Raw genomic sequence first — 22394 nt, 5'->3', positions numbered from 1 at the left:
AATTAGAAGGGGTGAAAGAATGCCAGAAGGACAAATCAGAAAAGCAATCAGCGGGTATTATTATGTAGAAAATGACGGAGAAATCATTCAATGTCGAGGACGTGGAGTATTTAGAAACCGTGGTATTCATCCGCTGGTTGGAGATTTCGTGACCTATGTACGTGTTGAAGATAATGATGCAACAGTCACTGAAGTCCATGAGCGGTTCAATGAACTTGTCCGTCCGCCAATCTCGAATGTTCACCAGGCGTTGCTTGTATTCTCCATAGTGGAACCGGCATTCAGCCTTTATCTATTAGACAGGTTTTTGGTTGTCGTCGAATCGTTCGACGTAAAACCAATTATCTGCCTAACGAAAAAGGATCTTGCGAATGCTGATGAACTGAAAATGGTAGCTGAATCAGCGGCGTATTATAAGAAAATCGGTTATGATGTTATAGAGACTTTTATTGACGATCCTCAACTGACTGACTTATTGAAACCTTATTTTGAAGGCAAGACTACAGTTCTTGCCGGGCAATCAGGTGTTGGTAAATCAACGTTGTTGAACACGGTATTGCCTGTGCTTGAATTGAAAACAGGGGTAATATCAGAAGCGCTTGGACGCGGAAAACATACAACGCGACATGTTGAGTTGCTTGAGATATCAGGTGGTCTTGTCGCGGATACCCCAGGCTTCAGCTCTCTCGAATTCGATCATATCGAAAAAGAAGAATTGTCTCATTACTTTGTAGATATGGATGAAGTTGCGCCAAACTGTAGATTCAGAGGTTGCTTGCACTTGAAAGAACCAAAGTGTGCAGTAAAAGAGTTGGTAGAGACTGGAGAAATTCCACGTCATCGCTATGATCACTACTTGCAGTTCATGCAAGAAATACTTGACCGAAAGCCGAGGTATGAAAAACATGATTAAAATTGCACCTTCAATTTTAGCAGCAGACTTTTCAAAGCTTGCCGAAGAAGTAAAAGAAGTGGAAGCAGCGGGCGCTGCACTAATCCATATCGATGTCATGGACGGACATTTCGTTCCGAACATTACAATGGGAGCGATTGTTGTTGAGGCACTTCGACCAGTAACGAAGTTGCCGCTGGATGTCCATTTAATGATTGAAAATCCAAACCTGTATATTGAACAATTTGCAAAAGCCGGAGCTGATTATATTACGGTTCATGTAGAGGCATGCCCTCATTTGCACGGCACATTGCAACTGATTAAGTCTCACGGGGTGAAATCGGGCGTTGTTTTGAATCCGCATACACCGATTGAAACGATTCTTCATGTTCTAGATGAAATTGACTTAGTCCTAATCATGACAATCAATCCCGGATTCGGTGGCCAGAAGTTTCTTCATTCAGTCGTTCCGAAAGTGAAACAGCTAGCCGATATTATTCGTGAGCGAGGACTTCCGATTGAAATTGAAATCGATGGCGGCATTAATGAAGAAACGATTATCCCGTGTGTGGAAGCGGGTGCTACAATCTTAGTTGCAGGATCAGCTATCTACAATGCACCTGATCGTGCAGAAGCTTTACGCCGGATAAAAGCTGCTGGTGAAGGTGCGCTAAGAAAATGAAGTATGCAGTCGTTTGTGCGGGCGGGCCCGATTCAGAAATAGCTGACTTGACGGAATTTCATCATAAAGATACGGTGTTCATCGGAGCGGATAGAGGTGCACTTCACTTGTTGCAAAGAGGTATTGTTCCTCTTGAAGCAGTGGGGGATTTTGATTCGGTTTCGAAAAGTGAATACGATGAGATAGCCGCCGCAGTCCGCATAATAGGACGATTTCGTTCGGAAAAAAATGAGACTGATACGGAACTTGCAGTAGATCGTGCTCTTTCCTACGGGCCAGAGTGTGTCATTTTGACGGGAGTTACAGGAGGGAGGCTGGATCATATGGAATCAGCCCTTCATCTTCTGTACCGGCTTCAAATAGCTCATAACGATACGTCATTCTCGATTCGTAATGGGACGAATGAACTTTTTATACTTACACCTGGAAGTTATCAAGTGACGTCGGATGATCGTTTTAAATACATATCATTTTTTTCATTCAATGGGGTAGTTAGTGGACTTACACTTACCGGTTTCAAATTCGAAATGGTAGATGCTACGCTCGAAACTGGCATGACGTTATTTACAAGTAATGAACTGGCTGAAGAAGTCTGTACTATATCGTTCCATGAGGGCATATGCTTAATGGTAAGGAGTTCAGATTCCTGAAAGGAGTGGGGAATTGCGAGTTTATACTTTCACAATGCCGAAATTTGTGAGTGGAGTTGTAAGGAAGTGTATGGTTGTTTTCCAGAAGGATGATTCACCGAAAGCTACTGCGAGCAACACCAAGAATAAAAAAAGGAAAAAAGAAAAAACGTCGGGCTGAAGAAATTCAGCCCGGCGTTTTATTTTCTTTAAAGTTTAAATACCAAGGCGCTTAAACTTTAATTACAGTCCTTTACACACGTTGAACTTTACCTGATTTAAGGGCTCTAGCAGAGACCCATACACGTTTAGGTTTACCGTTAACGAGAATTCGGACTTTTTGAAGGTTCGCACCCCATGAACGACGAGTTGCGTTCATTGCGTGGGAGCGTGCATTGCCTGTACGGGCTTTGCGTCCTGTAATAACACATTCTTTAGACATAATAGTACCTCCTTGCGAATGTTGATTAAGTGATTTACTTCTTTATTCGCATACCATAATAATGTATCATATGCGTAAACGTGTTGCAACCTTTTTTGTGACATCTTTCAAGGTAAAAGCCTTTACACGTTTAAAAGTCATAGAATCGCTTTCTTTTATTATTATAACAGGTATAGTACAATGGGGTTAGTGAAAAAGGATCCAGGGGGTATTACACATGTCAATCGAAGTAAAGAATGAATACGGCAAAATCGATATTACGAATGACGTCATTACCCAAGTGGTTGGTGAGGCGGCTATCGAGTGTTATGGGATTGTCGGAATGGCTTCAAGGCATCAGATAAGAGATGGCCTTACTGAAATCCTAGGGAAAGAAAATTTCACGCGGGGAGTCATCGTTCGTAATCTTGGCGATGATACGCATATCGATATGTATATCATTGTTGGATATGGTACTAAAATTTCAGAAGTCGCCTACCAAGTACAATCAAAAGTGAAGTATACATTGAAAAAGACAGTCGGCATGACTGTGAAATCTGTTAATATTTTTGTCCAGGGAGTCCGAGTGACGAACCTGTAAGAGGAGGAAATAATTTCTATGAAGACCATAGATGGTTTGAAATTTGCGGAAATGATAAAGTTGGGTGCACATCATCTTTATCAAAATGCCGATTATGTCGATTCACTAAATGTTTTTCCGGTACCTGATGGTGATACAGGTACGAATATGAATTTATCGATGACTTCAGGAGCGAAGGAAACTGAAGAAAATGCGGTTACCCATATCGGTCAAACTGCACAAGCGTTATCGAAAGGATTGCTGATGGGCGCGCGCGGTAATTCCGGCGTTATTCTTTCACAGTTATTCCGTGGTTTCGGGAAAGCGATTGAAAATGAAGCGACTGTCAATGGAGGACAATTTGCAGGTGCCTTGAAGTATGGCGTTGAAACGGCCTATAAAGCGGTTATGAAACCTGTTGAAGGAACAATTTTAACCGTCGCAAAAGATGCCTCTACTATCGGAGTAGAAAAAGCTGCGACTACAGATGACATTATTGAAGTAATGGAAGCTATAGTGAAAGAAGCACAAGCATCACTTGAGCGGACACCGGATTTATTAGCTGTATTGAAGGAAGTTGGAGTTGTTGATAGTGGTGGACAAGGTCTCGTTTATGTATACGAAGGCTTCTTGGCATGCTTAAAAGGTGAAGAACTACCAGCAAGAACTATCGTCGATTCCATGGACGACTTAGTGAGTGCGGAACATCATCGCAGCGTCCAAGGGTTCATGAATACGGCAGACATTGAATTCGGATATTGCACGGAATTCATGGTTAAGTTCGAGGATGATAAACTGCAAACGAGTCCATACGATGAATCCGAATTCCGCCAAGGATTGAGTCAATTCGGTGATTCTTTACTTGTTATTTCTGATGATGAAGTTGCGAAAGTACATATCCATACAGAAGAACCGGGTGACGCACTTAGTTACGGGCAGAAATTCGGTTCCCTTATTAAAATTAAAATTGAAAATATGCGTCAGCAGCATCTCGAAATCGTCGGAGAAAATTATTCGGTACAAAATGCGGCGAAAAAAGAAGTTGTAAAACATCCATACGCGGTCGTAACAGTTGCTATGGGAGCAGGTATTTCTGAATTACTGAAAAGCGTAGGTGCCTCTGCCATTATTGAAGGCGGGCAGACGATGAATCCATCGACAGAAGATATTGTCAAGGCAATTGAGGCAGTCGGTGCTGAACGAGTGCTCATTTTACCTAACAACAAAAACATCATTATGGCAGCACAGCAAGCGGCCGATGTGATCGGTATTGAAGCAGCTGTCGTTCCTACAAAAACAGTACCCGAAGGACTTGCTGCTATACTTGCATTCAATCCGGAAGCGGAAGTGAGTGTAAACGTCGCAGCGATGACAGAGGCTGCATCGTTCGTGAAAACGGGACAAGTTACACATGCAGTAAGAGATACATCGATTGACGGGGTGGAAATTACAAAAGACGACTTCATGGGTATTTCAGGTGGTAAGATTATTACATCTGCGCCTTCACTTGAAAATGTCATGCAAACACTATTGAACTCGATCATTGATGAAGATGATGAAATTGTTACAATTATTTATGGTGAAGACATTAGCGAGAAAGATGCTTCTGCAATCGTAAGTTATGTAGAGGATAACTTTGATCACGCAGAAGTTGAACTTTATAACGGAAAACAACCATTGTATCCCTATATCATTTCAGTTGAATAAACTAGTAACGAGCAGTGCGCCTGTAAAAAGCCGCACTGCTTTTTACTTGCGTCGACAAGGAACAACATCTTTTGTCTTTAAAGCAAAACTCATGTAAAATGAATAACAGTACGTGCTTATTAAGAGGGGGTAGCGTTTATGAAATTCAGATCAGTTTTCGATATAATTGGACCAGTTATGATAGGGCCATCATCTTCACATACTGCCGGCGCTGCAAGAATCGGCCGTGTCGCACGAACACTGTTTGGCAGACAGCCGGAATGGGCTCGGGTTCATCTTTATGGTTCTTTTGCAGAAACGTATAAAGGACACGGTACGGATGTAGCAATTATTGGTGGATTATTAGATTATGATACATTCGATGAGCGTATAAAGTCTGCGTTTGCTGATGCAGAGAAACTTGGATTGACTTTTGAATTTATTCCTGAAGAGGAAGAGGCGGTACATCCGAACACGGCCCGTCTTGTAATTGGGGACAGTGAGGGCGTTATGGAGCTGACTGGAATTTCTATAGGTGGCGGAACGATGGAAGTTGTTGAACTTAACGGATTCCCGCTTAGATTATCGGGGCATTACCCCGCACTTCTCATCGTTCATAATGACCGTTCAGGTGTTATTGCAAGCGTTTCCAACGCAATTGCAAAACTAAATATAAATATTGCACATATGGAAGTTGACCGAAAAGAAAAAGGGGATATGGCCCTTATGGTGATTGAAGTTGATCAAATGATCGACGCAGCACTGATAAATGAGTTGGAATCATTGCCGAATGTAACGCAAGTTTCGACATTGGCAAACTAAAGAACTGTAAAATAGGAGGCAAACATAGATGGACGTTTTATTTAGTAACGTTAAAGAGCTTGTTGCACTTGCAGAGTCGCAGAACAAGCCTATTTCAGAAATCATGATTGAACAAGAAATTCTTATAACAAAACGTACAAGAGAAGAAATCATCGCGCAGATGGACAATAACTTAACGGTGATGGAAAAGGCGGTAGAAAGAGGATTGCAGGGTGTGCATTCAGCATCCGGTCTTACGGGTGGCGATGCGGTTCTTATTCAAAAATATATGGCATCAGGCAAATCTCTTTGCGGCGATGTGGTTATGGATGCTGTCAGTAAGGCAGTCGCTACGAATGAAGTAAACGCAGCAATGGGGACGATTTGTGCAACGCCAACAGCGGGTGCAGCAGGAATCGTACCTGGTACTTTGTTTGCGGTGAAAAATAAATTGAATCCTACACGGGAACAAATGATTAATTATTTATTTACGTCTGGTGCTTTCGGGTTTGTCGTTGCGAATAATGCATCGATATCAGGCGCAGCGGGTGGATGCCAAGCGGAAACAGGTTCAGCAGGTTCAATGGCAGCCGCTGCAATTGTTGAAATGGCGGGCGGGACTCCACAACAAAGTGCAGAAGCATTTTCTATCGTTATGAAGAATATGTTAGGTCTTGTCTGTGATCCGGTTGCTGGACTTGTTGAAGTACCATGTGTGAAACGGAATGCAATGGGAGCGGCAAAGGCACTCGTTGGAGCAGATATGGCACTAGCAGGCGTCGTTAGCCGTATTCCTACAGATGAAGTAATTGAAGCAATGCATAAAATAGGTAAGTCTATGCCTTCAGCGTTACGGGAAACAGCTAAAGGCGGATTGGCTGCTACGCCAACCGGAAAAGCGCTTGAAGCGAAGATATTTGGTAAGGATAAGGTAGATAGTGACACTGTCAATTCATGATTCTGTAACGACGATAAAAGGAGTCGGAAAAGCGGCCGGCGAACAGCTTGAGGCACTTGGAGTTTCAACGCTTCAAGACCTCTTCATGACGTTCCCGTACCGTCATGAAGACTTCAGGTTAAAAGATTTGACTGAAACCCCGCATAATGAACGAGTCACAATTGAAGGAAGGGTCGAAAGTGAGCCTTCCATTCTTTTCTTGGGGAAAAATAGATCCCGTTTACAAATCCGTCTTCTTGCCGGAAGGCATCTTGTGAAGGCGGTTTTTTTCAATCAACATTACTTAAAAGAGCGTTTGTCACTTGGGACGATTGTCACAGTTACTGGGAAATGGGATCGGGGCAGGCAAGTAATCAATGTAAGCAACTTCAAGGACGGCCCAAAAACAGATCAAGCTGATTTTGAGCCGGTATACAGTTTGAAAGGTGTTATGCATCAGAAGACATTTCGGCGCTTCATGCGAAGTGCATTGGATGCAGCTGTCGGTCAGCACGCAGAATCACTACCCGCTGATATTCGTGAAATGTATCGATTGCCAGCCATCGGAAATGGACTTGAGATGATTCATTTTCCAACAAGCCCTGCTGATGTGAAACATGCGAGAAGACGTTTTGTCTATGAGGAACTGCTCATGTTCCAGCTGAAGATGCTGGGCATGAAGAAAGCACGAAAAGAAGCGGAGAAAGGCGTAGCTATCGACTATGACCTTGCCAAAGTGAAGACTTTCATCGCTGCATTGCCATTTGAATTGACAGGGGCTCAAAAGCGGGTTGTCAATGAATTATGTGGGGAACTAAAAAGTCCGACTAGGATGAACCGTCTCCTTCAGGGAGATGTTGGTTCCGGAAAGACAGTCGTAGCGGCAATCGCTTTGTATGCTGCTATCACGGCAGGATTTCAGGGGGCCCTTATGGCACCTACAGAAATCCTTGCCGAACAGCACGCATCTACGCTTGCAGAATGGCTTGAACCGCACGGCATTACAGTTGCTTTCCTCGCTGGATCTACAAAGGCGAAGGCGAGAAGAGATTTGCTTGAAAAACTTGAATCAGGTGAAGTGGATTTGCTTATCGGCACGCACGCCCTCATTCAACCTGATGTCATCTTTAAAAATCCTGGGTTGGTTATTACGGATGAACAGCATCGTTTCGGTGTCGAACAACGGCGCGTTTTACGGGATAAAGGATTGAATCCTGATGTTCTATTCATGACTGCAACTCCGATTCCACGAACGCTTGCTATTACTGCTTTTGGTGAAATGGATGTCTCCATACTCGATGAGTTGCCGGCTGGCCGAAAACTTATTGAAACACATTGGTTGAAAGAGGATTCCCTTCTTCCAGTTTTACGGAAGATGGAAAATGAATTAAGTGCCGGACGTCAGGCATATGTTATTTGTCCATTAATCGAGGAATCCGACAAATTAGATGTCCAAAATGCAGTGGATGTCCATAGTCAGCTTTCGACTCATTTTAGTGGTAAATACACAGTCGGTCTCATGCATGGCCGTCTTCATTCGGACGATAAAGATGCCATCATGCGCGATTTCAGTGAAGGTAAAATCGATGTTCTAGTGTCGACGACTGTCGTTGAAGTCGGAGTCAACGTACCAAATGCGACGTTCATGCTTATTTACGACGCGACGCGCTTTGGACTTGCTCAACTCCATCAGCTGAGGGGGCGAGTAGGTCGGGGCGCCGAGCAATCCTATTGCGTTCTGCTTGCTGATCCCAAAACCGAAGAGGGAAAAGAGCGGATGCAAACGATGACAGAAACGAATGATGGATTTGTTTTAGCAGAAAAGGACCTCGAACTAAGAGGTGCCGGCGATTTCTTTGGGAAAAAGCAAAGCGGTATGCCTGAGTTTAAAGTAGCAGATCCCGTCCACGATTATAGGGCGCTCGAAACGGCAAGGAAAGACGCGGAACAACTATTAGAGTCGCGTCACTTTTGGGAAGATCAGGAATACGCGATTCTTCGATCACATCTTGAAGAGTCGGGTGCTCTTAGTGGCGATAGGATTGATTGAGGGTCTACAGGATGTAGGTCATGCAGCTGTCGCCACAGGACGTGGCGAACTTAGGCTGCGTTCCTTAAAAACGGTCGTCTCCGCATTTCTGTGCTGTCTAGCTACAGGCGTCAGCCCCTCGAGTCGCTCCAGTCCACAGGATAAAGGCAAAGTACGCCTTTTTCCTGTGGACTTCCAGCGCTTTTCGGGGCTAAACGACGCCTTCCGCATTTCTGTGCTGTCCAGCTTCAGCGCCTAACCACTCGAGACGCTTCAGACTTATGGATAAAGGCAAAGGGCGCCTTTTTCCATAAGTCCTCCAGCGCTTTTCGGGGTTAAACGAAGCCTTCTGCTTTTCTACGCTGTCTAGCTTCGACTCCCAGATGCTCGGGTCATAAGCCGCTTCGGCTGTGCGGCAAAGGGCGCCGCTCCGCCAAATCGTCTTATGCCTGTCGCATCTAAACGGTCGTCTCCGCATTTCTGTGCTTGCTTTCTTTTTTCTATTTTTATATACTGCTATTAGTACCAAGTGCTAATCCGGAAGGTGAACCGATTGAGAATGCCTAAAAAGGAAAGGCAACGACTGCTTGGAAAGTTGCTTGAAGAAAATCCATTCCTGACAGATGAAGAATTGTCGGAACATTTTACTGTAAGTGTCCAGACGATACGTTTGGACAGGCTAGAGCGCGGAATTCCCGAACTGCGGGAACGTTTGAAAACGGTTGCGTCTCGAACGATGAAAGAGGAAGTGAAGTCTCTTCACTCCGATGAAGTCTTTGGGGATATCATCGATATGGAACTCGATAAGAGGGCGCTGTCGATATTTGATGTGACTGAAGATCATGTCTTCCAGCGTAATGGAATTGCGCGTGGACATCATCTGTTTGCCCAGGCAAACTCACTTGCTGTTGCAGTTATGAATGATGATCTTGCTTTGACTGTGAAGTCGACCATTGACTTTTTGAAACCGGTGAGAGCTGGCGATAGAGTTGTTGCACGTGCAGAAGTGAAGAAAGAAAGTCTGGGAGAAAAGCGGACATTAGTCATGGTCGCATCGACGGTCAATGACGAAACGGTATTCACTGGCGAATTTCACATGTACCGGACGACTGATAGGAAGCAGGGGGAATTAAAATGATCATAGCTGTAGATGGAATGGGCGGAGATCATGCGCCTGGTGAAATTATTGCCGGTGCGCTTAAAAGTCTCGCTGAGTTCGAAGATATAAACATACATATTTATGGTGATGAACAGGCGATGGCACCTTTCTTGAAGGAGCATGCCCGCCTTAAAGTGATTCACTGTACAGAGAAAATTGAACCAGACGATGAGCCGGTTCGTGCTATCCGCCGGAAAAAAGATGCGTCAATGGTAAGGATGGCTCAAGCTGTTAAAGATGGCGAAGCTTCAGCTTGCGTCTCTGCTGGTAATACAGGTGCTTTAATGGCGGCAGGTCTATTCATCGTAGGTAGGATTGATGGTATTGAGAGACCTGCCTTAGCACCTACACTTCCGACGATCGATGGAAAAGGATTTGTCATGCTGGACCTTGGTGCAAATTCGGATGCGAAACCATCTCATCTTGAACAATATGCGGTTATGGGAAGTATCTACGCCACAAAGGTGCGGGGGCTTGAAAATCCACGCATCGGCTTATTAAATATCGGAACCGAAGAAGGAAAAGGGAATGAATTGACAAAGGCTGCTTTTGACTTGCTTTCGAAAGCGCCCATTAATTTTATCGGCAACGTTGAGTCGCGTGATCTATTGACTGGCGTGGCGGACGTCGTCATTACAGATGGCTTCACGGGTAATATGGTTCTGAAAACGCTGGAAGGGACTGCATCTGCTTTCTTCTCTATGTTGAAAGAAGTGTATAGCGCTTCATTGAAGTCAAAACTGTCTGCAGCACTTGTGAAAGACGATTTGCGTGGACTGAAAAACAAAATGGATTACACAGAGTATGGTGGGGCGGGTTTATTTGGTTTGAATTCGCCTGTTATAAAAGCACATGGTTCTTCAAATGCGAATGCTATATTGAACGCCGTTCGGCAAGCGAGAACGATGGTGGAATATGATGTTTGTGGAACAATTCGTGAAACGATAAGAAAGGTGGAAAATTGATGACAAAGATTGCATTCATTTTCCCAGGACAAGGTTCACAATCAGCTGGCATGGGAAAAGAGTTCGCGGAAACGCATGACAAAAGTAAGCAATTCTTAGAACAGGCAGACCGTGTACTTGATTTTCAACTTAGTCAATTAATTCTAGAAGGACCTCAAGATGAACTGACGCTGACATACAATGCACAGCCAGCACTACTTACCGTCGGATCGATGATTGCTTCGCGATTGATAGACGAAGGCGTTACGCCAGACTTTACGGCAGGACATAGTCTTGGGGAATATACGGCACTCGTTGCCTCGGGTGTAATGTCATTTGAAGACGGAGTGTCGGTCGTTCATAAGCGGGGCTTGTACATGAATGAAGCGGTGCCTGCTGGTGAAGGGGCAATGGCGGCAATTCTTGGGCTCGATGGGCAGAAGTTAAAAGAAGTCACAGATGCTATTACAGCAGATGGTTTCGCTGTCCAACCGGCCAACTTGAATTGTCCGGGACAAATCGTTATTTCCGGTACGAAAGCAGGCGTCGAGAAAGCGTGTGTCCAATTGAAAGAAGCGGGCGCGAAAAGAGCGATTCCACTGGATGTAAGTGGACCTTTTCACTCTTCACTTATGCAGCCGGCGGCAGAAAAACTGCGGGCTGCACTTGATGAGGTCGAGATGAAGGATGCATCCATTCCAGTTGTTGCTAATGTGAATGCTGCGATCGTTACTGATCGTGTTGATATAAAAGGCTTCCTCGTCGAACAACTTTATTCCCCGGTACTTTGGGAAGATTCAGTACGTACATTGCTTGACCTCGGTGTTACTCATTTCATCGAATGTGGTCCAGGAAAAGTACTAAGTGGCCTCGTTAAAAAGATTGACCGGAGTGTAACGGTATTCCCAGTCTATGATGAAGAGACATTGCAAACGGTAATCGAAGCTTCGAAAGGGTGGTCGTAATGGGTAGATTTGATGGTAAATCCGCAATTGTCACGGGAGCATCACGTGGAATTGGCCGTGAAATAGCACTACTTCTTGCTAAAGAAGGCGCACGAGTTGCTGTCAACTACAGCGGAAGTAAGGATAAAGCGGATGACGTCGTTAAGTTGATTACAGAATCCGGAGGAGAAGCGTTCGCTATTCAGGCAGACGTATCCGATGCTGACGGTGTTAAAAACATGGTCGATAAAACTTTGGAAATGTTTGGATCTATTGATATCCTTGTCAATAATGCAGGTATTACGAGAGACAATTTGCTCATGCGTATGAAAGAAGACGAATGGGACGATGTCATTAATATCAATTTAAAAGGTGTTTTTCTTTGTACAAAAGGCGTCACTCGCCAAATGATGAGACAACGTGCAGGAAGAATCGTCAACGTTGCATCGATTGTCGGTGTTTCTGGAAATCCTGGACAAGCAAACTATGTAGCAGCAAAAGCTGGCGTCATCGGTTTTACAAAGACGGCGGCAAAAGAACTCGCTTCACGCAACATTAATGTAAACGCAGTAGCGCCTGGTTTCATTACGACGGATATGACGGATGCATTGAGCGAAGAAGTGAAGAATCAAATGCTATCGGTTATTCCGCTAGGTAAACTTGGCAGACCTGAAGATGTCGCACGTACTGTTCTGTTCTTATTATCGGAGGATGCAGTCTATATTACGGGTCAAACGATTCATGTTGATGGTGGTATGGTAATGTAATAGAGGTGTTAAAGCGCTTTGGTGTCTGCTCTAGCGCCTATGCTTTTCTTATTGTCCAGTTCCAGCGCCTAGAGGCTCGGGTCATAAGTCAGTCCAGCTATGTAGCAAAGAACGTTGCTTCGCTGGCCCGTCTTATGCCTGTCGCGGGCCTACAGGATTGTAGGTCACGCAGCCATTGCCACACGACGTGGCGAACTTAGGCTGTGTTCATTGAGGCGCTTCCACTTTTCTTGAGAGGAGGTGACAAATTTGTCAACAGTACTTGAACGTGTAACTAAAGTAATTGTCGACCGCCTTGGCGTCGATGAAAGTGAAGTTAAAATGGAAGCTTCTTTCCGTGATGATCTAGGCGCCGATTCATTGGACGTCGTAGAATTAGTAATGGAATTAGAAGATGAGTTCGAAATGGAAATTTCCGATGATGAAGCTGAAAAGATTGCAACTGTCGGTGACGCAGTTTCGCATATCGAAACGAAAGTGAACTAATTGCTATTCTGATTGAGACTCTTTCATCCTTTCTACTTGAAAGGATTGAAAGCGTCTCTTTTCGGGTTTATAGCAAACTTTTTTTGCACTGTGGCGTTGAAAAGGGTAAAATTATAAACATTATGTACCGAAAGGCAGAATCGATGATGACCCATACAAACAACTTCAAAGGAAAAAAAACAATTGCGCTTTTACCCGTAGCGATTCGAAACAAATTCGATGACTTACAAAATGAATTGGACGTCCATTTCAAAAACAAATCACTACTGTATAATGCATTTACACATTCATCTTATGTGAATGAGCATCGGAGAAAAAATTTCACGGATAATGAGAGATTGGAATTTTTAGGTGACGCGGTTCTTGAGTTAGGTGTGTCCCGATTCCTTTATTCGACAGAGCCTAATATGACTGAAGGGGAACTTACGAAACTAAGGGCTGCGATTGTTTGCGAACCGTCCCTTGTGAAGTTTTCTAACGAACTTGGGTTAGGTCGCTTTATCCTGCTTGGGAAAGGGGAGGAGCAGACGGGTGGACGAATGCGCCCTGCATTACTCGCTGACGTATTTGAGGCGTTTATAGGCGCTCTGTACATAGATCAAGGGATGGAGGCGGTTATCCCATTCCTTGAAAAAGTCGTCTTCCCTAAAATTAGTGTCGGTGCTTTTTCGCATGTGATGGATTATAAAAGCCGTCTTCAGGAAATCGTTCAACAGACGAATAATGGTCAATTGCAGTATGAAATCGTTGAAGAGAAAGGTCCTGCTCATGCGAAAAGTTTCGTAACTGTCGTGCGACTTGGCGATGAACAACTTGGAACTGGTCTCGGTAAATCAAAAAAAGAGGCCGAGCAAGAAGCAGCCCGCCATGCAATTCAAGATTTAAAGAGTCGGCAGGCTGAAGGAGAGAATTAATCGTGTTTTTGAAAAGACTTGAAATTATGGGATTCAAATCATTCGCTGAACGGATTGCGATTGATTTTGTCCCTGGTGTTACAGCTGTAGTTGGTCCAAATGGAAGTGGAAAAAGTAATATTACAGATGCTATTCGTTGGGTTCTTGGCGAACAATCGGCGAAATCGCTCCGTGGTTCTAAAATGGAAGATGTCATCTTTGCGGGGAGTGATTCACGTAAATCACTTAATTTTGCAGAGGTGACGCTTATTCTTGATAATAGTAAAGGTCTTTTTCCACTCGACTATACGGAAGTAAGTGTCAGCAGGCGCGTTTTCCGATCAGGGGAGAGCGCTTATTTATTAAACGGCCAACAGTGCCGGCTGAAAGATATCAATGATGTGTTCATGGATTCTGGACTTGGGAAAGAAGCATTTTCAATGATTTCTCAAGGGCGCGTAGATGAAATTTTAAATAGCCGCCCTGAAGACAGACGAAGCATTTTTGACGAAGCGGCGGGAGTTCTGAAGTACAGAACGAGGAAAAAGAAAGCGGAGCACAAATTATTTGAGACGGAAGACAATCTTGACCGTGTGCTTGATATTTTAAAAGAGCTTGAATCGAGAATTGAGCCGTTACGGAATAGTGCAGAAGCTGCTAAAAAACATAAAGTGCTTTCGGAAGAGACGCGTGAAGCGGATGTGTCTCTGCTGACCTTTGACGCGGGAAATCTCCGCAATGAAATTTTGAAAAGATCGCAAGAAGCCGAAAAGTTTCAGGAGAAGAAGATTTTACTTGAGGCTGAATCAAGGAAAGCTGAAGAAGCGTCCGAATTTGCGAAGAAAGAACTTGCGAAAATGGACGAACAATTGGATGCGTTACAAAAAAAACTTGTAGTCACAAGTGCAGAGACAGAAAAGTGGGAAGGAAGACGTCTTTTATCACTTGAAAAACGTCGCAATGCTGACCAGTTAATTGAAAGGTCTCGATTTGAACTTGCTAATACCGAAACTGAGTTGGCAACACTTTCAGAAAAACTTGGTGCGGCCCGTGAAAAGCAGCAACAGTCAGAAATAGAATACGAAAAAACAAAAGTTGAGATGGATGGTATTTCTCACATACTGAAACGCTCTGTCAAAGAGACGGAAAAAGAAATAGATGAATTGAAATCAGCTTATATTGACAGGTTGAACGAGGAAGCGACGATCCGCAACGACTTGAAGCACGCGGAAGAGCGTCTTCAAGGGGAGCAGTCTTCATCCGAAAAAATTATACTTCAGACATCTATTTTGCAGGAACGCTATGAAAAACTTACACAGGAAAAATCTGTGAAAGCGAATTCGTTGACTGTCTTGAAACGGAAATTGAAGGAATCGGATTCGGCCTATCGTGAATTGTCAAAGGCGTTGCGGAAGACTGAAGATGAACTCGCTTCACAGCAGGAACTCATGCAAAAGGCACTTAACAAGCAACATGAAATGCATGGTAGAGTTCGTGCACTTGAAAGTATGGAAGCGGATTTCTCAGGTTTCTATTCAGGTGTAAAAGAGATTCTTGTTGCGAAAAAGTCAGGAAAACTAGCCGGAATTGACGGTGCAGTCGCAGAACTTATTTCCGTTGAAAAAGAGTATATAAAAGCGGTGGAAACAGCGCTTGGCGGTGCGATGCAACATATCGTGACGGCAACTGAACCGGAAGCGAGAAAAGCAATCGGCTACTTAAAAGCGAAGAACGCTGGAAGGGCAACATTCCTGCCGAGAGATGTGATGAAATCCCGGAAAATTCAACCAGCAGCATTGCGCTCGGTTGAACTGCATCCCGAATACATCGGAACTGCCGATCGTCTTGTACAGACTGATGCTACATATGCACTTATCACTGAAAACTTACTTGGTAATACGATTGTCGCAAAAACGCTCGTAGGGGCATCCGCCATTGCGGGGATACTCGGCTATCGTTTCCGTGTCGTGACGCTTGACGGGGATGTTGTGAATGCTGGTGGTTCACTTACAGGTGGTGGAGTCAAAGGACAGGCATCCGTCTTCACAAGAAAAGCTGAACTCGAAACGTTACAGCTGCAACTAACTCGTATGGCTGATTCAATTGAGTCCGCTACTAAGAAAATAGGCGACACGAAAATGGGCGTTGCCAAGCAGATATACGAAGTGGATCAGTTACGTAAACTAACGGACAGTCTGCAAATTGAAATTGCAGCAGCGGAATCCGGCATTCGTGAAACTGATATCGCCATTAAATCGGTGGAATCAGAGATAGCATCGACTGAGTTGGGAAGACGCGGTGTCGAGAATACTGGATCGGAATTGTTAGAAAAGAAAGCAGCATTACATCAAAATCATAAACGCGTGAAAAGTGAGCTAGAAGCAATTCAATCCAAAGTGGAGTCGCTTGAACGTCTAGCTACTAATCGGAGGAACGAAGAGGCTACATTAACAAGTCGATACAATGAGCTTCGAGAATGCATAGCTGTTTTGCGTGAACAGAAAGCACACCTGCAAGTGACAATCGACGAAATGGAAGATGCATCTGCTCAAGCAAAAGTTAAATTGACTGCCTTGCGTGATGAAATGCAGTATTTCACTGGTAATGAAAATGGTGGAGAGTTGAGTGCGGAACAAATCGCAATGGAGATTGAAAGGGCATCTGCTGACAAGAAATTAATCGAGAAATCGATTATGACAGACAGGGAAATCCGCACAAAGCTTGCAAATTTACTTGAAGAGAAAAGTGCAACGCTTCAAAAACTTCGAGGTAGTACGGGAGAAACAATCTCTGCATTGAATGCGGTCTCTATCGTGCTATCACGTCTCGAAGTGAAATATGAAGCGGTCACGCAGCAGCTTCTAACTGAATATGGATTGTTTGCGGATGGAATTATTGCGGACGATTTTGATGAAGTGAAGACCAGAGAAAAAGTTGAATCTTTAAAACGTCAACTGGCAGTTTTGGGACCCGTTAATCCCGGAGCTATTGTGGAGTTTGAAGAAGTATCTGAACGTCATCTCTTTTTGGATGAACAGCGGAATGATTTATTAGAAGCGAAAACGACACTTCACGAAGCGATGAGTGAGATGGACGCTGAAATGACAACGCGTTTTTTGACGACATTCAATGCTGTCCAGAACCGCTTCCGACATGTGTTTAAGGAAATGTTTGGGGGCGGTGAGGCGGATTTGATACTTACGCAACCTGACAATTTACTTGAAACTGGTGTGGAAATTGTCGCACGTCCGCCAGGGAAAAAGCTGCAAAGTTTAAGCCTTTTATCAGGTGGAGAACGTGCGTTAACTGCGATTTCGTTGTTATTTTCAATCATCGAAGTACGACCAGTACCTTTTTGTATTCTTGATGAAGTCGAAGCCGCGCTCGACGAAGCGAATGTCATACGCTACAGTAAATACCTGAAGAAGTTTTCGGAGAAGACACAATTCATCGTTATTACACATCGGAAGGGTACGATGGAAGGTGCGGATGTGCTCTATGGAATCACGATGCAGGAATCAGGCGTGTCCAGGGTTATTTCGGTTAAAATTTCCGAGGTGCCGGAAGAAGCAATCATGTAAAGGAGTGACTATAATTGTCTTTTTTTAAGAAACTCAAGGAAAAAATCACGGGTACAAACGAAGCAGTAACAGAGAAATTTAAAGATGGTTTATCAAAAACGCGAGATCAGTTCACATCCAAAGTGAATGATCTTGTTGCGCGTTTCAGAGTAATTGACGAAGAATTCTTTGAGGAATTGGAAGAGCTACTGTTACAGGCCGATGTCGGTTTTGAAACAGTCATGGAGCTCATCGATTTACTTAAAGTTGAAGTACAGCGAAAAAATATTAAAGATACAGCGGGCATTCAATCAGTTATTTCTGAAAAACTGGTTGAAATCTACCAAGCTGGCGAAGAACTCGACAACGAACTGCGTATTCAAGAAGACGGTCTAACTGTTATCTTAATGGTAGGCGTTAATGGCGTTGGAAAAACGACGACAATTGGGAAGTTGGCAGCGCGACTTATGGCAGAAGGCAAGACGGTTATGCTTGCGGCCGGCGACACATTCCGTGCTGGTGCTATCGATCAACTTGTCGTCTGGGGTGAACGTGCTGGAGTAGAAGTAATCCGTCAATCGGAAGGGTCTGACCCTGCTGCAGTCATGTACGACGCAATCCGTGCTGCAAAAAACCGCAAAGTGGACGTTCTTATTTGTGATACCGCGGGAAGGCTTCAAAATAAAGTGAATCTGATGAATGAACTTCAAAAAGTGCACCGGGTTATCAGTAAAGAAGTAGAAGGCGCACCGCATGAAGTACTCTTAGCGCTCGATGCAACAACGGGGCAAAACGCATTGATCCAAGCGGAGACATTCAAAGAAGCGACGAATGTTACAGGTATCGTCTTGACGAAGCTTGATGGCACAGCAAAAGGTGGTATCGTACTTGCTATTAGGAAAAAGTTAAATATCCCAGTTAAATTCGTTGGACTCGGTGAAGGTGTGGATGATCTACAACCGTTTGATCCAGAAAAGTATGTCTACGGCCTATTTGCGGATGGACTTGAACAAGAAGATAATGTCTAGGTGTTTGCGCTTTTTGACACAGACAAGTAAAATGACTTGACAGTACGAGGTTGTCATACTATGATGACTTAGGAAGAACATAGCGGGGAGGCAAAGCGTATGACGCTTGCAAAAACGACACGCATTAACTTCCTCTTTGATTTTTATCAGTCACTTTTGACTGATAAACAAAGACTTTATATGCAACTTTACTATTTAGAAGATCTTTCACTCGGTGAGATTGCTGGTGAATACGGCGTATCGCGTCAGGCTGTCTATGACAATGTTCGCCGGACGGAAGCGATGCTCGAAGATTATGAAATGAAGTTGAATTTATTTTCAGAATTCCAGAAGCGAGCAGAAATTGTAGATTATCTTGAGCAGCTCATAACCGATACAGATAAAAAATCGGAAACAATCAAAGAATTGTTAAGTGCGTTAAGAAATCATGAGTAGGAGGCTCTGTGCATGGCATTTGAAGGATTAGCCCAGCGCCTGCAAGGGACGCTACAGAAAATTAGGGGCAAAGGTAAGATTGACGAAGCTGATGTCAAGGAAATGATGCGTGAAGTACGTTTTGCGCTTATTGAAGCCGATGTTAACTTGAAAGTTGTCAAAGAGTTTGTCAAAACAGTAAGTGAACGTGCAGTCGGACATGACGTCATGAAGAGTCTAACTCCCGGTCAACAGGTTGTTAAAATTGTTAAAGATGAACTAACGAATCTGATGGGCGGCGAGCAGAACCCAATCCAGTTTTCACGAAAATCACCTACTGTCATTATGATGGTCGGTCTGCAAGGTGCGGGTAAAACGACAACCACGGGGAAACTGGCAAGCGTACTTCGCAAACGGCACAATAAAAAGCCGCTACTTGTCGCGGCAGACGTTTACAGACCCGCTGCGATTCAGCAGTTGGAAACACTCGGTAAGCAATTGACAATGCCTGTGTTCGCACTGGGAACTGACATTTCACCTGTTGAAATTGTACGCCAGGCGCTTGCAGAGGCGGAGAAAGAACATCATGATGTCGTTATCATTGATACAGCTGGAAGGCTACATGTTGACGAAGTACTGATGCAGGAACTGAAGGATATTCGGGACCTTAGTACACCGGACGAAGTATTCCTTGTCGTTGATGCAATGACTGGGCAGGATGCTGTAAATGTCGCTAAAAGTTTCGATGATACTGTCGGAATAACAGGCGTTATCCTGACTAAACTTGACGGGGATACTCGAGGCGGAGCGGCGCTTTCTATCCGAGCTGTTACAGACAAACCGATTAAGTTTGTCGGGATGGGCGAGAAGATGGATGCACTGGAACCGTTTCATCCGGAACGTATGGCATCCCGAATTCTTGGTATGGGCGATGTCATGTCTCTTATTGAAAAAGCACAGGAGAATGTCGATGAAGAGAAGTCGAAGGAACTTGAAGAGAAGTTCCGGACGCAATCATTTACGCTCGATGACTTCCTTGATCAGCTTCAGCAAGTCAAGAAGATGGGGCCACTCGACGAAATTTTGAAAATGATGCCCGGTGCCAATAAAATCAAAGGTCTCGAAAATGCTAAAGTTGACGAAGGCCAAATGGGACGCGTTGAAGCGGTAATCCAATCGATGACTACGGCGGAGCGCAATACACCTGAGATCATCAATGCAAATCGTCGCAAGCGAATTGCAAAAGGGTCAGGAACAACCATTCAAGATGTCAATCGGCTATTAAAGCAATTCGAAGACATGAAAAAAATGGTTAAACAAATGACCGGCATGCAACAAAAAGGTAGAAAGAAGATGAAAATGCCTGGATTGGATTCGTTTTTTAAATAAAATCCTGGATTTTCGAAAGAAATTCAAGGTGTTAAGAAAAAACACTTTACAAACAACAGAAAGCTTGATAATATACTATCTTGTGTGAAACTATTCGGAGGTGCAAGTAAAAATGTCAGTAAAAATTCGTCTTAAACGTATGGGAGCAAAGAAAACTCCTTTCTATCGTATTGTAGTAGCAGATTCACGTTCACCACGTGATGGTCGTCAAATCGAAACGGTTGGTACTTACAACCCGCTTACAAAACCAGCTGAAGTAAAAATCAATGAAGAGCTAGCTCTTAAATGGCTTCAAGAGGGTGCGAAACCATCTGATACTGTCCGTAACCTGTTTTCCGACAAAGGCATCATGGAAAAATACCATAACGCTAAACTCGGTAAGTAATCAGGAGGGGTGTACATGAAGCAGCTGATTGAGACAATCGTTAAACCGTTAGTCGATTATCCAGAGGATGTTCGGATTGCAATGGATGAACATGATAATCGTGTCATCTATAAATTATCCGTAAATCCCGAAGATATGGGAAAAGTTATCGGAAAGCAGGGACGTGTTGCGAAAGCGATACGCACCATTGTTTATTCAGCAGCAGGCAGTCACCACGGCAAGAAGGTTTATATCGATATTATAGATTGATACAGAAAAGGAGGGAGCCTATGTTCCTTCCTTTTTTGTCTATTTAAGTTGAACACATGAATGCCTATATTAACTGAGCGTAGGCTCCTCAATGGGGTAGCCGTAGCCATTAGCCTGGTAGCGAAGCTGCTTGGCTTATGGCGGGAGGCATCCCCGAGCGCCGTAGCGGATTCAATGGAATTCTTTATTTCGGCATATATAAGTTATTATTATTTAAAATAAAGGAAGGTGTGATTTTTATGCAATGGTTTAACGTTGGTACAATTGTTAATACGCACGGTATCCGTGGAGAAGTCCGCGTTATCTCGCGTACTCATTTCCCGGAAGAACGCTATACGGTCGGAAACAAGCTTGCCTTGTTCATGCCGGACAGCAAGACACCTATTTACTTAACTGTAGCAAGTCATCGTCAGCACAAGACCTTTGACTTGTTAACATTTGAAAATCATCCAAATCTTAACGATGTTGAAAAGTATCGCAACGGTATTTTCATGATACCGGAAAACCAACTTGGCGATTTGGACGAAAACGAATTCTACTACCACGAAATCGTTGGTTGTACAGTGTTCACGACTGAAGGTATCGAACTAGGTGAAGTGACTGAAATTCTTGAAACCGGTGCGAATGATGTGTGGACGGTAACGCCTGAAAAAGGTAAGCCTCACTACATTCCTTATATCGAAGACATCGTTAAAGAAGTCGATATAGCTGGTAAGAAAATCATCATTGATCCGATGGAAGGACTTCTTTCATGATGAAAATCGATGTCCTTTCACTGTTTCCGGAAATGTTCGAAGGTGTTCTTCATTCCTCGATCATGAAAAAGGCGCAGGCGAACGGTGCAGTCACATTTGGTGTCACCGATTTTCGTGATTATTCTACAAGCAAGCATCGTAAAGTTGACGATTATCCTTATGGCGGAGGCGCGGGTATGGTCCTTAAACCTGAACCGCTCTTTGCAGCAGTCGAAGCTATATCTGAAGGGCTTGAAAAACCACCACGTGTCATTTTGATGTGTCCTCAGGGAGAAACATTTACACAGAAGAAAGCGGAAGAGCTTTCTTCTGAAGAACATGTCGTGTTCATATGCGGCCATTATGAGGGCTATGACGAGCGTATACGCCAGTATCTTGTCACGGACGAGTTATCCATTGGCGACTTCGTCCTAACGGGTGGAGAGATCGCTGCAATGGCTGTGATTGACAGTGTTGTCCGGTTGTTGCCGAATGTCCTTGGCAATGCTGATTCACCTGTGCTCGATTCATTTTCGACAGGATTGCTTGAACATCCGCAATACACACGCCCATCTAATTTTAATGGGATGGAAGTACCGGATGTATTGTTATCCGGCAATCATGCAGAAATCGATAAATGGCGTGAACAGCAGTCATTGCTCCGGACGTTCGAACGCAGAAAAGATTTGCTGAAAGATGCACCGCTTACTGAGCATCAACGCAAGTTCCTTCATCAATTAAAGCGAGAAAACAAATAAGTAGATGACCTTGCAACGACTTGTGAT

General features: G+C 44.0%; 23 protein-coding genes. 22 read left to right on the top strand and 1 reads right to left on the bottom strand.

The window, feature by feature from the left end; genetic code table 11:
• Nucleotides 1-19 precede the first annotated feature (19 nt).
• Genes rsgA through H7992_RS17400 form a run of 3 tightly spaced genes read left to right on the top strand, consistent with a single transcriptional unit; the run spans nt 20 to nt 2224 of the window.
• The gene (gene rsgA, locus H7992_RS17410) at nt 20-913 is read left to right on the top strand and encodes a ribosome small subunit-dependent GTPase A (RefSeq protein WP_187045423.1); all 894 of its coding nucleotides are present in this window, start codon (nt 20-22) and stop codon (nt 911-913) included.
• The gene (gene rpe / locus H7992_RS17405; protein ID WP_067214018.1) at nt 906-1574 is read left to right on the top strand and encodes a ribulose-phosphate 3-epimerase; all 669 of its coding nucleotides are present in this window, start codon (nt 906-908) and stop codon (nt 1572-1574) included. The genes rsgA and rpe overlap by 8 nt, the downstream gene beginning before the upstream one ends.
• Nucleotides 1571-2224, top strand: a complete 654-nt coding sequence (locus H7992_RS17400) for a thiamine diphosphokinase (protein ID WP_067211337.1) — start codon at nt 1571-1573, stop codon at nt 2222-2224. Before rpe ends, H7992_RS17400 begins: the two co-directional genes overlap by 4 nt.
• A gap of 232 nt (nt 2225-2456) precedes the next feature.
• Here the strand turns inward: H7992_RS17400 and rpmB are convergent, their stop codons facing one another.
• Nucleotides 2457-2645 carry a 50S ribosomal protein L28 gene (gene rpmB, locus H7992_RS17395; RefSeq protein ID WP_067211334.1) on the bottom strand — a complete coding sequence of 63 codons (189 nt, stop codon included), beginning with the start codon at nt 2643-2645 and terminating at the stop codon, nt 2457-2459.
• A gap of 217 nt (nt 2646-2862) precedes the next feature.
• Between rpmB and H7992_RS17390 the strand changes: the two genes are divergently transcribed.
• The 19 genes from H7992_RS17390 (at nt 2863) to trmD (ending at nt 22367) form a co-directional block, all read left to right on the top strand.
• Complete coding sequence (locus H7992_RS17390) at nt 2863-3225, top strand: Asp23/Gls24 family envelope stress response protein (protein ID WP_067211331.1); 363 nt, start codon at nt 2863-2865, stop codon at nt 3223-3225.
• Between the two features lie 18 nt (nt 3226-3243).
• Nucleotides 3244-4911 (top strand): DAK2 domain-containing protein, encoded by a 1668-nt coding sequence (locus tag H7992_RS17385; protein WP_187045422.1) that lies wholly within the window; start codon nt 3244-3246, stop codon nt 4909-4911.
• Nucleotides 4912-5049: 138 nt separating this feature from the next.
• Complete coding sequence (gene sdaAB / locus H7992_RS17380) at nt 5050-5712, top strand: L-serine ammonia-lyase, iron-sulfur-dependent subunit beta (RefSeq protein ID WP_187045421.1); 663 nt, start codon at nt 5050-5052, stop codon at nt 5710-5712.
• Nucleotides 5713-5740: 28 nt separating this feature from the next.
• Entirely contained in the window at nt 5741-6649 is a 909-nt protein-coding gene (sdaAA, locus tag H7992_RS17375; RefSeq protein WP_186671272.1) for an L-serine ammonia-lyase, iron-sulfur-dependent, subunit alpha, read from the top strand.
• Nucleotides 6636-8678 carry an ATP-dependent DNA helicase RecG gene (recG, locus tag H7992_RS17370; protein ID WP_187047940.1) on the top strand — a complete coding sequence of 681 codons (2043 nt, stop codon included), beginning with the start codon at nt 6636-6638 and terminating at the stop codon, nt 8676-8678. The genes sdaAA and recG overlap by 14 nt, the downstream gene beginning before the upstream one ends.
• Before the next feature lie 532 nt (nt 8679-9210).
• Nucleotides 9211-9795, top strand: coding sequence for a transcription factor FapR (gene fapR, locus H7992_RS17365; protein ID WP_067211325.1), 585 nt, complete (start codon nt 9211-9213; stop codon nt 9793-9795).
• A complete protein-coding gene (gene plsX / locus H7992_RS17360; RefSeq protein WP_067211322.1) occupies nt 9792-10781 on the top strand; it encodes a phosphate acyltransferase PlsX in 990 nt (329 codons plus the stop codon). Before fapR ends, plsX begins: the two co-directional genes overlap by 4 nt.
• A complete protein-coding gene (fabD, locus tag H7992_RS17355) occupies nt 10781-11725 on the top strand; it encodes an ACP S-malonyltransferase (protein ID WP_187045420.1) in 945 nt (314 codons plus the stop codon). The genes plsX and fabD overlap by 1 nt, the downstream gene beginning before the upstream one ends.
• A complete protein-coding gene (gene fabG / locus H7992_RS17350; RefSeq protein WP_067211318.1) occupies nt 11725-12471 on the top strand; it encodes a 3-oxoacyl-[acyl-carrier-protein] reductase in 747 nt (248 codons plus the stop codon). Before fabD ends, fabG begins: the two co-directional genes overlap by 1 nt.
• A 249-nt stretch (nt 12472-12720) precedes the next feature.
• A complete protein-coding gene (locus H7992_RS17345; protein WP_067211315.1) occupies nt 12721-12957 on the top strand; it encodes an acyl carrier protein in 237 nt (78 codons plus the stop codon).
• Between the two features lie 146 nt (nt 12958-13103).
• Complete coding sequence (rnc, locus tag H7992_RS17340; protein WP_067214016.1) at nt 13104-13871, top strand: ribonuclease III; 768 nt, start codon at nt 13104-13106, stop codon at nt 13869-13871.
• A gap of 2 nt (nt 13872-13873) precedes the next feature.
• A complete protein-coding gene (gene smc, locus H7992_RS17335) occupies nt 13874-17431 on the top strand; it encodes a chromosome segregation protein SMC (RefSeq protein ID WP_187045419.1) in 3558 nt (1185 codons plus the stop codon).
• Between the two features lie 14 nt (nt 17432-17445).
• Entirely contained in the window at nt 17446-18438 is a 993-nt protein-coding gene (gene ftsY / locus H7992_RS17330; protein WP_067211310.1) for a signal recognition particle-docking protein FtsY, read from the top strand.
• 99 nt (nt 18439-18537) lie between these two features.
• Complete coding sequence (locus H7992_RS17325) at nt 18538-18873, top strand: putative DNA-binding protein (RefSeq protein WP_067211307.1); 336 nt, start codon at nt 18538-18540, stop codon at nt 18871-18873.
• 12 nt (nt 18874-18885) lie between these two features.
• Complete coding sequence (gene ffh / locus H7992_RS17320) at nt 18886-20241, top strand: signal recognition particle protein (RefSeq protein ID WP_187045418.1); 1356 nt, start codon at nt 18886-18888, stop codon at nt 20239-20241.
• 112 nt (nt 20242-20353) lie between these two features.
• Entirely contained in the window at nt 20354-20626 is a 273-nt protein-coding gene (gene rpsP, locus H7992_RS17315; protein ID WP_067211301.1) for a 30S ribosomal protein S16, read from the top strand.
• Between the two features lie 15 nt (nt 20627-20641).
• Nucleotides 20642-20875: a KH domain-containing protein gene (locus H7992_RS17310; RefSeq protein WP_067211298.1), complete on the top strand. Its 234-nt coding sequence runs from the start codon at nt 20642-20644 to the stop codon at nt 20873-20875.
• A 239-nt stretch (nt 20876-21114) separates the two neighbouring features.
• Nucleotides 21115-21630 carry a ribosome maturation factor RimM gene (rimM, locus tag H7992_RS17305; RefSeq protein ID WP_067214014.1) on the top strand — a complete coding sequence of 172 codons (516 nt, stop codon included), beginning with the start codon at nt 21115-21117 and terminating at the stop codon, nt 21628-21630.
• The gene (trmD, locus tag H7992_RS17300; protein WP_067214015.1) at nt 21630-22367 is read left to right on the top strand and encodes a tRNA (guanosine(37)-N1)-methyltransferase TrmD; all 738 of its coding nucleotides are present in this window, start codon (nt 21630-21632) and stop codon (nt 22365-22367) included. Before rimM ends, trmD begins: the two co-directional genes overlap by 1 nt.
• The last annotated feature ends 27 nt before the right edge of the window (nt 22368-22394 follow it).

Origin of the sequence: Sporosarcina sp. resist, from assembly GCF_014302295.1 — a bacterium.
GTDB lineage: Bacteria > Bacillota > Bacilli > Bacillales_A > Planococcaceae > Sporosarcina > Sporosarcina psychrophila.
The sequence above is the reverse complement of the archived record's forward strand: the minus strand, read 5'-3'. Positions and strand labels throughout refer to the sequence as shown.